The following is a 12,428-nucleotide window of genomic DNA, read 5'->3' as shown; positions in this document are numbered from 1 at the left end:
GCGTAGTTTGACCCTAGTGCGGCTCGACGCCCGCAAGCACGTCCCGTTCAATGTCATGCGATATCGCGGACCTCGACCTTCTTGCCAGTCCTGGCAGATTCGATGGCAGCCTCCGCGAGCATGAGCGCGCGGTAACCGTCGTCGAAAGTCGCCTGGGTCGGCCGACCATCGCGAATGGCGGCAATGAATGCGGCGATCTCGGCTTCGTAGGCCTCCGCGTAGCGCTCGATAAAGAAGTTGAGGTAGGGCTCGGCCGCATCAGTCGTGGTCGCGCTGTAACACTTCAGCTCGTGCGCCTTCTTATTGTCGGAGATGACCATCCCCTCGCTGCCAAACAGCTCGATCCGCTGATCATAGCCGAAGGTCGCGCGTCGAGAGTTGTTGATATGGCACAGCTTTCCATCAGCAGTGCGCATGACCACCATGATGGAGTCGAAGTCGCCAAAATCAGATCCAATGGTGGGATCAACAAGCGTGCTGCCGGTTGCGAACACCTCGGTCGGTTCATCGTTCAACATGAAGCGCGCCACATCAAAATCATGGATCGTCATATCACGGAAGATACCGCCCGAGACGGCGGTGTAACTTCGCGGCGGCAGCCCTGGATCGCGCGACGTGATGACGACCTGCTCAAGCTTACCGATTTTGCCCGTAGCGCAGGCGTCGCGCGCGGCACGGTGCCCGGGATCAAAGCGGCGATTGAAGCCAATCTGAATTGGTACGTTGCAGTGTTCAATCGCCTCGCGGCACGCTCGCACCCGATCGAGACTGAGATCGATCGGCTTCTCACACAAAATCGCCTTGTCGGCCTTTGCCACCAGCTCGATCAAATCGGCATGGGTGGCAGTCGATGTCGCAATGAGAACCGCGTCGGCCTTACCAATCGCATCTTCCACGCTTACGGATACCCCGCAGCCATGCACTCTGGCGACCGCTTCGGCGGCAGCTGTGTTCGGATCGAATACCGTCTCCAGGCGCGCTCCATCCGCCTTCGCAAGATTCCGGGCATGCAAGACACCAATGCGCCCGCACCCGAGCAATGCGAATTTGATCGCCACCATTTCCTCCCATCCCACGCACGTTCGATTTGCTTGCAAGAGTTATTGCAAATATGCAAAAGTGTCAATAATTGTTCGCTGGCGGCGATTCCGCTCCGCCGCCAGGGATGGTGATGCGAGAGCGCGTAAGAGGTCTTTAGCCCGTTCGTCGAGCGGCCAGGCTGTATTGCTGGATCTTGACCTACACAGATGCCTTGCGCTGCGGACTTTAGGGAGGAAGACCTTCCGAACGAGCGCGCAGATGTCGGCATCTGCGCACGATAAAGCCAATTGTGAGAGCACATTCATGCAGGACGTGAAGACACCGGAAGATTATGAGGAATTGATCCGTGTCATCCACGATCGCCACGATGGCATGAGCAAGTCCTATCAAAAGATAGCCGTTTATCTGACCCAGAACCCGAATGATGTCGCGGTCCTGTCGGTAAACGCCATTGCCGATCGCTGCGGCATCCACGCTTCAAGCTTCGTACGCTTCGCCCAGTCGCTTGGCTATGAAGGCTTCAAGGAGCTTCAGGCGTTATTTCAACGGCGCTTGTCGACCGCCGCCCCCGGTTTCGAAGCGCGCATCAAAGCTCTGGAAATCGAGTTGGGCGCCCGCGCCGATCGTAGCGAAGTTGGCTTCCTGCGGGACCTGGTCGTGCGTGATATTGCCTCCCTTCAGGACATGCTCGCGGACATTTCCCCAAAAGCGCTCTCGGAAGCGGTAAACCTCCTTGAAAGAGCCGACTCGGTATTTCTGATCGGCCAACTGCGTGCCGCGCCCGTAGTTGAATTCCTTCGCTACATATTGACCATGCTGGGCAAACGCTGCGTATTGCTCGACGCGAGCGGCGGACTCGCGACCCACATAGCGCGCACGATCCGCAAGAAAGACGTGCTCCTGGCGGTGTCGTTCCGATTCTACGCAAACGAGGTCGTCAACGTCGTGGAGGAAGCCGGGCGCGATCGAATTCCCATCATCGCGATATCGGACAGCACGCTGTCTCCGCTGGCAAAGAGCGCCCGCGTTCTGTTCGCGGTTCCGGAGCATGAATACACGTTTTCGCGTTCACTTGCCGCTCCTATGTGCCTTGCCCAGGCTTTGACGATAGCGCTGGCAGCGCGACTACAGAAGAACGACGTCAATCCGCGGATTCCAACGGTTACTGGTCAGTAGAACAACTCGAACTGGCTTACGCTTTGGTCAATTGCACGAACGTCGTACGACGACCTCGGGCGACGTAGCTCGAACCGATTAGTTCTTGGCACCGCGCGGTGGATCGGCCCGACACCCTTTCCAGCCTCGCTTCCGGCGATGCGCCGTATAGGCAGTAGCGCGTCAGAAAACCAGCCGTCGATCGGTTACAGGGGTAACTCGCACCATGTCGGGCGTTGGATGGCGAGCACGTGGACGGGATGTGATGGTTTGCGGTTGTCCGGTCAGGGCGGCCGTTTCAATTGCGAGCAGTGCGCGCAAGTCCGCCAACCCCTCCTCGCCATCAGCCTCGGGAGGCGTTCCGGCCTTGATGCAATCTGAAAAATATTCGACCTGCGCGCCAAAATGGTCGATTTGCGGAAACTGGGTTTCACGGACCTCACCGTCGCGGCACAGGCGTAGTCTTGTTGCAGTCTCGAACCTGAAGCCAGGATCGAGTTCGAGATCGCCCAACGTTCCAATCACCCTATAAGCGTCGACGGCGGCCGCTCCGAAGCTGGCGACGAATTGCGCCAAACCGCCCGACGGAAAACGCAGCAAGGCCGCGACCGACGCTTCCACCTCGCGAAAACGGGGGTCATCGTTTGGTCGATGCACCATTGCCATGGCCTCGATTGGCTCTTCGGCAAAGATATGACGAGCTGCATTGACGCAATAGACACCGATGTCCTGGAGCGGTCCACCCCAACTCGCAGCTTTGAGTCTGTGGTTCCCTGCCGCAGCCTGGAAACTGAAAACCGATTGAAAGAAGAGCGGTCGACCGATCGCGTCGTTACGGATGTGTTCGAGGGCCGCGACAGTTCCGGGTTCGTTGTGAAGCCTGTACGCGGTCATCAGAAACACGCCGGCTTCGCGTGCTGCAGCGATCATGGCGAGAGCATCTTGTTCGCTCGTTGCTAGCGGCTTCTCGACCAGGACGTGCTTGCCGGCTCGAGCCGCGCGAATAGCGTAATCCGCATGCAAGTGGTTGGGCAGAGCAATATACACCGCGTCGACGTCAGAGCCTCTCAAAAGGGCATCGTATCCGTCATAGTCGACGATCTGGCCAACACCATAGAAATCTGCCAAACGGGCGGCCTTGTCCCGATCGCCGGTCACGATCGCGGTAACCCTTGAGTTTTTGGACTGTCCGACACCCGGTAAAAAAGCTTGTTGCGAGATCCAGCCCGCGCCTACAACTGCATACTTGATCATCACATTTCCCCTCCAGAGTTCACGCTGGTTCGCGTGCGGGGCCGGTTCCCTCCTGCCTCGTTCGCTTCTGTCAGTCGTACAGCGCAGGACGCGGTCCATATTTCAGGGTTGCTACGCCATTTCCGGCAAGCGCCTCAGCGACTTGCTCTGCGATGGCCGAGGCGACATAGCCGTCCCATGCACTCGCGCCGACCGACACTCCAGTCTTTACAGCGCTGACCCATTCAGCCATCTGCCTGCGGTAGGCCTCCTCAAACCGCGGCACCCAATTGTCCGGATACGAATGACCACCGGATCTGTCTCTGTTCACGAGCGTAAGCGATGCCGGAGCCAGCGCCACCGTGCCTTGCCGCCCGACCAGTTCGACATGGACGTGATAGCCGTAGCTGGCGTTCACGAACACCTCGGTCGAAACGATCTCATCCTTGTCGGTTTTCATCGTGATCATGAGCGGTTCGCCGCCAGGCCCCGCCTCCACGTGCACAGAAACCATCTCCGACCCCAAAAGCCAACGGCTGATGTCGATCTCGTGGACGAACGAATTCGTGATGGCCATCGAACCATTGAACCACTCCGGCGCGCGAACGTTTCGGTGCACGTTGTGCAACAACACGGATCCGCCCAGTTCACCGGTACCTTTGACGCGCTTGATCTCCCGATAGCCGGGGTCAAACCGGCGCATGTATCCGACCTGGATGAGTCTGCAACCCAATGTGACTTCGGCCTGCACCACGTCCAGGGCATCCGCTGCCGAAGACGCCAAGGGCTTTTCGCAGAGAACAGGCTTCCCCGCCCTAATGCAGGCAAGTGTTAGCGCCGCGTGTGTGGCATCGGGAGATGCAATCACTATAGCGTCGATCTGATCCGATGCGATTAGCGATTGAGGATCCGAAAAGACGGTTGCTCCAGAGGCCACGGCCTGCGCCCGAGCCGCGTCGGCGTCAAAAATCCCGGCAAGATGAGCACCGGGGGTCTCGTGTCGGAGTATCCGAGCATGCTCGGCGCCCATTACACCTGTGCCGATGACTCCTATCCCAATGCTCATTTCATCTTCCCTCGCGACTTCGCGCAAGGATGACCCCGCCGGGGCAGCGCGAGACCCGAGCGCTTCCTCGGGTACGGCGACACCCGATCCGTGCGGTTCATTGCACGACCTCGTATCCAGCGAGCGCCATCAAGCGCATCAGTTCCACGTGGCCTTTCTTGGCCATGGCGAGCGGCGGGCTAATCTTCGGATCCTGCTCTGCCTCGACCACGAACCACCCCTCGTAGCCGTAGGACGAGAGGTGGGCGATAATCGCGGCAAAGTCGAGCGAGCCGTCTCCCGGAACGGTGAACGCTCCTTTCACCACCGCGTCGAGGAAGCTCTCCCGCCTTCGGTCAAGCTTGTCGATGACGTTGCTGCGGATGTCCTTGGTATGCACATGGCTGATGCGGGAATGATGTTTGTCGATGACACGCAAAACATTGCCGCCGGAAAAAGCCATATGGCCAGCATCGAACAACAGCGGTAACGCCTCACCAGAATTCGCCATGAGCAGGTCGAGTTCAGCTTCGGTCTCGATCGCCGCAGCCATGTGGTGATGGTAAGCGATCGGCATTCCCTGGCCGGCACACCACTCGGCGAAAACCGTCATCTTGCGTCCATAGGACTTCATCTCCTCGTCCGAAAGCCTGGGTTTGGTATCGAGAGGTGCGGAGCGAATGCCCTGGATCGAACGCGCAGTTTCGCCGTAGACGATGCAGGGCGCCTTGGCCGCAATGAAGAAATCCATCTGGGCGCGAATGCGATCCTTTTCCCGCTCGATGTCACCGTCGAGCAGAAGGCCAGAGAACCAGCCGCCGCAGACGGAAATGCCGAACCGGGCGAGTATCGGCCCGAGTTCTTGCATATTCATGGGGAAGCGCCGCCCAGTCTCCATTCCCGTAAAACCGGCAACACTCGCCTGGCGCAAGCACTCCTCCAGACTCACGTCATCGGACAGCTCTGCAAGATCGTCATTCCACCAGGCAATGGGGGCAATTCCAAGTTTCGCCTTCATGGCTCATCATACCCCGATGCGCTGCTTCGCGCGGATCTCGTCTTGCTGCTTGCGCGCGCTTCGAACCGTCTCGCGAGAGGACACTTGGGGCACGCCCACGTCCCAGTCGGCGTCGCCAGGAACCCACGAATACGCGTCCGAGACGATCGAAAGCACGGTGGTGCGGTCATTGCCTTTGGCCCATTCGAGCGCGGCAACAAGGTCGGCAACGCTCTCGCAACGCCGAGCAGCCGCCCCCATGGACTCGGCATGCTTGGCAAAATCGACGTGAGGAGGATTGTCGCGATTCTGAATTCGACAGTCGGTCAACAAGTTGTTGAAGCCTGGCACGCCTTTGAATTGTTGCAACCGGTTGATCACCGCGAACCCGCCGTTGTCACAGACCACAACGATCATCTTGTGACCGCTTAGAACCGTCGAGTAGATGTCCGAGTTCATCATCAGATACGTGCCGTCGCCAACCATCACGATCGGCGTGCCGCCGAGTCCGCCGGGCCCGGAATTGGCCATCGAATGGCCCCAACCTGCGGCAACCTCATAGCCCATGCAGGAAAAGCCGAATTCAAGGTCGAAGGTGTTCGGCGCCTTGACGCGCCAGCCTTTTGCCACTTCGCCTGGCAGGCCGCCGGCGGCTGAAATCAAGGTATCTTTCTCGCCGGCCGACGCATTCACCGCGTGGACTATCTGCGCGTAGGTCGGCACTGGAGCGTTGCTGGGTGCCTGCAATGACTCGAGCAGCGCGTCCCACTCCTTAAAGAGCATCTGAGCACGCGCCATGTGGGCGGGGTCGACGCGCCATGCGCCGAGCGTTGCATCGAGTTCTTCAATCGTCTCCCGCGCGTCGCCGACCACCGTCAGCGCACGATGCTTCACCGCATCGAACCTGGCCGCGTTGATCGAGATGAAACGCGCGTCCGGGCTGAAAGCGGTCCATGATCCCGTCGTGAAATCCTGAAGGCGCGTACCGACCGCAAGGATAACATCGGCCTCGGCTGCGAGCGCATTCGCTGAGGTCGAGCCGATAATTCCGATCGGCCCCGCATGGGCCGGGTGATAGTGGGTCACCGCGCCCTTGCCCGCGATCGTCTCCACAATCGGAATTCCACGCTTCACCGCAAAATCCGCGACCGCGTTTCCCGCCAGCGAGTAACGCACACCGCCGCCGGAGATGAGGATCGGCTTCCTCGCGGTCTTGAGCAGCGCGGCTGCGTCAGCGAGTTTCTGACGATCGGGACGCGGGCGCGGAATGGCCCAGGTTCGAGGCTCGAAGAAGACCTCAGGGTAGTCGAAGGCCACTTCCTGGGTGTCCTGTGGTAGCGCGAGAAAGGCCGGGCCGCAGTCAGCCGGATCTAGCATGGCGGCCACGGCCTGCGGGAGCGAAGAGATAATCTGCGCGGGATGAGTGATCCGATCCCAGTAGCGCGTGACCGCCTTGAAGGCGTCGTTCACGGTGACGGTCGGGTCGCCAAAATGCTCGACTTGCTGGAGAACTGGATCCGGCAACCGGTTGGTGAACGTATCGCCAGCCATAAGAAGGAGGGGCAAGCGATTTGCGTGGGCTGTTCCCGCCGCCGTCACCATGTTCAAAGCGCCGGGACCAATGGACGACGTCGCTACCATGATTTGCCGCCTAAGCTTGGCCTTGGCGAAGCCGATAGCCGCCAACGCCATCGACTGCTCGTTCTGTCCGCGGAAGGTCGGCAGACGATCCTGAATCGCCTCCAGGGCCTCGGACAGGCAGGTCACGTTCCCATGACCAAAAATGCCGAAGACGCCGGCGAACAGGGGCACGCGAACACCGTCGATTTCAGTGAACTGTTGAGTCAGCCATCGCACCAGGGCCTGGGCCATGGTGAGGCGGATCGTGGCGGCGATCATGCGGTCTCCTCCCTCGACGGTTTGTGAGGAACATAACCTCGCGCACTGAATATTGACAATAGTCTTTTTCTGCAACAATTATTGCCGCCGATGTCTTCCGATCAGGACGTGCTCGATTTTTCGTAGGTCGCCTTAACTCCGACCTATCGTGAACAGGGATTTCCGACATGACCAAACCGAAGCTTCGCATCGGCCTCATCGGTAGCGGATTCATGGGTAAGACCCACGCTTTCGGTTACTCCATCGCCGCGCGTGTCTTCGACCTACCCTTCGAGCTGGAACTACATACGATCGCGGACATTAGCGACGAGGCGGCCGTGAAAGCGGCCTCGGCTCTGGGCTTCGCACGCGCGACCTCGGACTGGCGCGCGCTCGTGGCGGACCCAGCTATCGACGTCGCGAACATCACCACGCCCAACGCACTTCACAAGGAAATGGCCCTGGCTGCGATTGCTCGGGGCAAACATGTGTATTGCGAAAAGCCGCTGGCGCCGCTTGCGACAGACTCCCGCGAAATGGCCGACGCCGCCGAAGCGGCCGGCGTAAAGACGCAAGTCGGTTTCAACTATCTTTGCAACCCCATGCTTGGCCTCGCACGCGACATGATCGCGGCGGGAGAGCTCGGCGAGATACGCGGCTACCGCGGAGTCCACGCCGAGGACTACATGGCGGACAATGCTGGGCCGTTCACCTTCCGGCACGAAGCGGTGGGAGGCGGCGCGCTGGCCGACATTGGCAGCCACGCGTTGGCCACGGCCGAATTCCTGTTGGGGCCGGCTGCGGGACCGATCACTCGCGTCATGGGCGATTGCATCACGATGATCAAGGAACGTCCAGATGGCAAAGGCGGCCGGAGGCGCGTCGAAGTCGATGATGTCGGCCGAGCTTTCCTCCGTTTCGCGAGCGGCGCCTCCGGCTCGATCGAGGCAAACTGGATTGCGACAGGGCGGAAGATGCAACACGACTTCGAGGTCTATGGCAGCAGAGGCGCCCTCGCCTTCAGCCAGGAACGCTTCAACGAGTTGCATTTCTTTTCGACCGACGACGACCGTGGCCGTCAGGGATTCCGCCGGATCGAGGCAGGCCCGGATCATCGGCCATACGGCCTGTTCTGCATCGCGCCAGGCCACCAACTTGGTTTCAACGACCTGAAGGCGGTCGAGGTCGCGTGCTATCTGGACGCTATCGCAGGACGTCGATCGGAGCCATTCAGCTTCCGCGCTGGCCTGCGTATTCAAACGCTCGTCGAGACCATTCACGCCTCAAGTCGCGCCGGAGCGTGGAAGGACGTGCCCTGAGAAGGCTCGAGCACTCGCTCCAGCCCATCATGGCCAATTGATCGAGCTCCAGGCAACGAAAGGCCGCCAGATCCTGGAGTAACGGTTAAGCCGCGACCGGGGTTCGTCCGCGCTCAAAGACGAAGTCACGATACCCCGCCTGCGCGACGGCGACGCAATACTCCCGATACTTTGGAAATCCGCCGGTGAAGAGCGTGAGCCCTAGCGGCTTGTCCTTGACGTTGGCGCCGAGATACCAGGTCTTCGCCTTGTTCAGCAAAGAGCGCTGCGCGATCCTGACCACGAGCTCCATCCATCCATCTTCCGCCGCTTTGGTCGGCTCGACGGTGGCGAGGCCGTGATCGGCCATGTGCGTGATCAGGTTCGCAATCCAGTCAACGTCGTTCTCGCTGATCCTGACGATGTTGGCCAACGCTGCCGGACCGTTCGGCCCCGTGGTCATGAACAGGTTCGGGAAACCTTCCATCATAAGGCCGAGATAGGACCTCGCACCGTGTTTCCATTTATCGTTGACCTTGCCGCCACCGCGGCCGACGACATCGAACGCCGTTAGCGCGCCGGTCAGCCCATCATAGCCGGTCGCGAGAATCAGCATGTCGAGCTCGGTTTCGCCCGTCTCGGTTCGCACGCCCTTCTCAGTGATCGCGAGAATGGGATCGGCAACGCAGTCCATCAAGTGGACATTGGGCAGATTGAAGGTCTCATAGTATTCGGTGTCGAGGCATGGGCGGCGGGCGAAGATGGGATAGCCGCGCGGCTTGAGCTTTTCCGCCGTGACGGGGTCCTTGACGACCTCGCTGACCTTGCCTCGCACGAATTCGGCGACATGCTCATTGGCCTCTTCGTTACTCAGTAGATCTGTGAAAGTCCCGAGCATTGCAAGGCCGCCGGCCTTCCAGGCGTCTTCCATGAGCTCGCGACGTCGTACCGGCGTCACGCTGAAGAAGGCGCGGGTGGTCCAAGGGCGCACCCCGCCATTCGGGCTGCTGCGGGCAGCCTCGCGAAGGCCGGCGTAATTGCGCTTGACCTCGGCGACGTAGTCCGCCTCCAGCTTCTGGTTGCGCATCGGCATGGTGAAACTTGGCGTGCGCTGGAAGACGAAGAGCTCGTCGGCCTTCCGACCAACTTCCTGTACGATCTGGATGCCGCTCGATCCCGTGCCGATCACGCCGACGCGCTTGCCGGCAAAGCTCACCGGATGATGCGGCCACTTGCCCGCGCGCAACAGCTCGCCCTTGTAGCTCGTAACCCCCGGAATCTGGGGATCCATGGGGACGGATAGCGGTCCGGTGGCCATCACGCAGTAGGTTGCCTCGACCGTCCCGCCGCGATCCGTCGTGACCCTCCAGAGCTTGCGCGTCTCGTCCCAGATCGCACTGGTGACGCGAGTGTTGAATTGATAGTGCTTGCGCAGGTCGAGCCGGTCGGCCACGAAATTGAAATAGGCGAGAAGTTCCGGCTGGGACGCGAATTCCTCTGACCACGTCCATTCCTGCTCGATCTCGGGAGAGAACGAATAGCTGTAGTCAACGCTCGGAAGGTCGACCCGCGCGCCCGGATAGCGATTCCAATACCACACGCCCCCGACATTGCCACCCGCTTCGAACGCCGCGAGCTTGAGGCCCATTTCCCGAAATTTGTACACGGCGTACAAGCCGCCGAAACCAGCCCCCACGACGACGATGTCCAGGCGTTGTGCCCCCATCTCAGAGTTGCTCATCTCGGGCATTTCCTCGCTTGCATCGTTTAGGTTGGAGCGGCGATTGGCGATGTGCCGCATGCGAAATCGCCTGTGCTGGACTGCGGCCTTGCCTTGAAAACCATCTCATGAGTTCTACAGCACCACTACCGCTTTGATGGCATGTGGCTTCAGTTTCACATCTATGAAAGAGAATGAGCGCGTCACGAGACCTGTACGGGGCGTCGAACGTCACGCCCTGCCGAGATGTATCAGCAATCACCGCCCACTCGCTTGTCATCAATCGCTCGTGGTGCTCGCATCGCCGACGTCGCCGAACGCAGTCCAGCCGCCGTCGAGATAGAGGATCGACCCGTTGATGTAGGACGCCTCCGCTGACGCCAGGAAATAAGCTGCGTTCGCGACCTCCGCCGGCTCGCCGAAGCGGCCGAGCGGAACACGCCGCCGGATCCGCGCGCTGTCGATGCGACCCGACGCCCGCAATGCGGCCACGCCCGGCGTGTTGATATAGCCCGGAGCAATGGTGGCGGTGCGCAGCCCGGCAGGACCAAGTTCAGCCGCCATACATCGCGTCAGAATGTCGATGGCCGCCTTCGAGGCGCCGTAGGCGTGGCGCGGCGCGAACGGCATGAACGTGTTGATCGAGCCGAGATTGAGAATGAAGCCGCCGCCACTCATCTGCTTGATCGCTTCGCGGGCGCAGAGAAATGCGCCGATGACATTCACCTCCAACACCTTATCGAGATCAGCCGCAGACTGGTCGAGCGCCGGCACAAAACTGTCGGCCACCGCCGCATCGTTGACCAGCACGTCGATGCGAGCAAAGCGCTGCCTGATCGCGGCAAACAGCGCCAGCACGTCCTGCTCCGACGAGACATCGAGTGTGAATGCCATGTGCTTCGTGCCGAGCGCACGCACCAGGTTGGCGGCGCGATCGCCATCCTTGTCCGCGATGACCACGGTGTCGCCGCCGGAGGCAAATCGCCGAGCGATCGCTTCGCCGATCCCGTTGGCGCCGCCGGTCACCACCACGATGCGCTCCCGCGACGACCGCTCGGCCGTCGCCAGTTCGGCGTCCGGCGTCCCGATGACGGGTGGATGCGCATCGCCCGGCTGATTGAAGGATTGCCAGCCGCCATCGACGGCGAGAACCGCCCCTGTCACGTAGCCTGCCTCCGGCGAGGCGAGGAAGCGCGCCACGGCCGCGATCTCGTCCGGCCGTCCCATGCGCCCGAGCGGAATGCGCCGCCGAACCAGATCGAGATTCGCCTTGCCTGAGCGCTCGAGCTCCGCGACCATCGGAGTGCGGACATAGCCCGGCGCAATCGCCACGACGCCAATGCCATGCTTCGCCCATTCGCAGGCAAGCGACCGCGTCGCCGAGATCAATCCAGCCTTGGACGCCGCATAGGCGTTGCGCTTCGGATTGCCGAGCACGCCCGCCAGCGACGCGATGTTCACGATGACACCGCCGAGCCCCATCATGCGTCTCGCCACCTCGCGCGCGAGCACGAAGGGGCCGCACAGGTTGACGCTCAACGCCTTGCGAAAAGAGGCGACGTCCGTGTCGACAGTCGCTGCCATGGTTGGTCCGAGTGCGGCGTTGTTGACGAGGACGTCGATCCGCCCAAATCGCTGCTCGATCGCGGCGACGAGGCCCACGACTTCGTCTTCGGAAGCCACATCGCAGTGGAACGCCACGTGCTCGCCGCCGAGTGAAGCCGTGACGTTGACGACGTCGGTGCCTGGCAGGTCGACGGCCACGATGATATCGCCGTCCCGATGGAACGCTTCGAGTAGCGCACAGCCGACGCCGCCGGCCGCTCCGGTGATCACGACGACGCGCCTTGGCTTTTGCATTATCGTTTTTCCCTCGCCGCGATGGCATACATCTTACGTGCGGCGGGCCTCGGCCAGAATTTCATGGATAGGATCGTTCGGGTGCGGCGCTCCGATCGGCATGCGCGGGCCAAAACGCACCTCCTCGCTCTCGGTTGGCACCGCCTGCTCCTCAACCCAGTCGAACGCCACGATGCGCCGCGCGACGCGCCACTCACCACC

The 12,428-nt window shown here is 61.0% G+C and carries 9 protein-coding genes; 2 read left to right on the top strand and 7 right to left on the bottom strand.

The window, feature by feature from the left end; translation table 11 throughout:
* Nucleotides 1-53 precede the first annotated feature (53 nt).
* Complete coding sequence (iolG, locus tag SO180_RS40730; protein WP_449384417.1) at nucleotides 54-1,061, bottom strand: inositol 2-dehydrogenase; 1,008 nt, start codon at nucleotides 1,059-1,061, stop codon at nucleotides 54-56.
* A 283-nt stretch (nucleotides 1,062-1,344) separates the two neighbouring features.
* Between iolG and SO180_RS40725 the strand changes: the two genes are divergently transcribed.
* Entirely contained in the window at nucleotides 1,345-2,217 is an 873-nt protein-coding gene (locus SO180_RS40725; RefSeq protein WP_449384416.1) for a MurR/RpiR family transcriptional regulator, read from the top strand.
* Between the two features lie 162 nt (nucleotides 2,218-2,379).
* Here SO180_RS40725 and SO180_RS40720 read toward each other — a convergent pair whose 3' ends face one another.
* The 4 genes from SO180_RS40720 to iolD all read right to left on the bottom strand — a co-directional run bounded on the left by SO180_RS40720 (nucleotide 2,380) and on the right by iolD (nucleotide 7,370).
* On the bottom strand, nucleotides 2,380-3,450 hold the full coding sequence (locus SO180_RS40720) for a Gfo/Idh/MocA family protein (protein WP_449384415.1): 1,071 nt from the start codon (nucleotides 3,448-3,450) through the stop codon (nucleotides 2,380-2,382).
* Between the two features lie 70 nt (nucleotides 3,451-3,520).
* Nucleotides 3,521-4,495 (bottom strand): Gfo/Idh/MocA family oxidoreductase, encoded by a 975-nt coding sequence (locus SO180_RS40715; RefSeq protein ID WP_449384414.1) that lies wholly within the window; start codon nucleotides 4,493-4,495, stop codon nucleotides 3,521-3,523.
* Nucleotides 4,496-4,592: 97 nt separating this feature from the next.
* Entirely contained in the window at nucleotides 4,593-5,492 is a 900-nt protein-coding gene (gene iolE / locus SO180_RS40710; protein ID WP_449384413.1) for a myo-inosose-2 dehydratase, read from the bottom strand.
* Between the two features lie 6 nt (nucleotides 5,493-5,498).
* Complete coding sequence (gene iolD / locus SO180_RS40705; RefSeq protein WP_449384412.1) at nucleotides 5,499-7,370, bottom strand: 3D-(3,5/4)-trihydroxycyclohexane-1,2-dione acylhydrolase (decyclizing); 1,872 nt, start codon at nucleotides 7,368-7,370, stop codon at nucleotides 5,499-5,501.
* 167 nt (nucleotides 7,371-7,537) lie between these two features.
* On the opposite strand from iolD, the gene SO180_RS40700 reads away from it, so the two are divergent.
* Nucleotides 7,538-8,668 carry a Gfo/Idh/MocA family protein gene (locus tag SO180_RS40700; protein WP_449384411.1) on the top strand — a complete coding sequence of 377 codons (1,131 nt, stop codon included), beginning with the start codon at nucleotides 7,538-7,540 and terminating at the stop codon, nucleotides 8,666-8,668.
* A gap of 85 nt (nucleotides 8,669-8,753) precedes the next feature.
* On the opposite strand, the gene SO180_RS40695 is transcribed toward SO180_RS40700, so the two are convergent.
* Both SO180_RS40695 and SO180_RS40690 read right to left on the bottom strand, forming a co-directional pair.
* Nucleotides 8,754-10,388, bottom strand: a complete 1,635-nt coding sequence (locus SO180_RS40695) for a flavin-containing monooxygenase (protein ID WP_449384410.1) — start codon at nucleotides 10,386-10,388, stop codon at nucleotides 8,754-8,756.
* Nucleotides 10,389-10,646: 258 nt separating this feature from the next.
* Nucleotides 10,647-12,227: an SDR family oxidoreductase gene (locus SO180_RS40690; protein WP_449384409.1), complete on the bottom strand. Its 1,581-nt coding sequence runs from the start codon at nucleotides 12,225-12,227 to the stop codon at nucleotides 10,647-10,649.
* Between the last annotated feature and the right edge of the window lie 201 nt (nucleotides 12,228-12,428).

Source organism: Bradyrhizobium sp. UFLA05-112, assembly GCF_053572325.1.
Note: the sequence above shows the minus strand (reverse complement) of the source record. Positions and strands in the feature narration are given on the sequence as shown.

Coding starts and splice junctions, on each gene's coding strand:
- iolG (WP_449384417.1), bottom strand. CDS start 1,061: ATGGTGGCGATCAAATTCGCATTGCTCGGGTGCGGGCGCATTGGTGTC.
- SO180_RS40725 (WP_449384416.1), top strand. CDS start 1,345: ATGCAGGACGTGAAGACACCGGAAGATTATGAGGAATTGATCCGTGTC.
- SO180_RS40720 (WP_449384415.1), bottom strand. CDS start 3,450: ATGATCAAGTATGCAGTTGTAGGCGCGGGCTGGATCTCGCAACAAGCT.
- SO180_RS40715 (WP_449384414.1), bottom strand. CDS start 4,495: ATGAGCATTGGGATAGGAGTCATCGGCACAGGTGTAATGGGCGCCGAG.
- iolE (WP_449384413.1), bottom strand. CDS start 5,492: ATGAAGGCGAAACTTGGAATTGCCCCCATTGCCTGGTGGAATGACGAT.
- iolD (WP_449384412.1), bottom strand. CDS start 7,370: ATGATCGCCGCCACGATCCGCCTCACCATGGCCCAGGCCCTGGTGCGA.
- SO180_RS40700 (WP_449384411.1), top strand. CDS start 7,538: ATGACCAAACCGAAGCTTCGCATCGGCCTCATCGGTAGCGGATTCATG.
- SO180_RS40695 (WP_449384410.1), bottom strand. CDS start 10,388: ATGAGCAACTCTGAGATGGGGGCACAACGCCTGGACATCGTCGTCGTG.
- SO180_RS40690 (WP_449384409.1), bottom strand. CDS start 12,227: ATGCAAAAGCCAAGGCGCGTCGTCGTGATCACCGGAGCGGCCGGCGGC.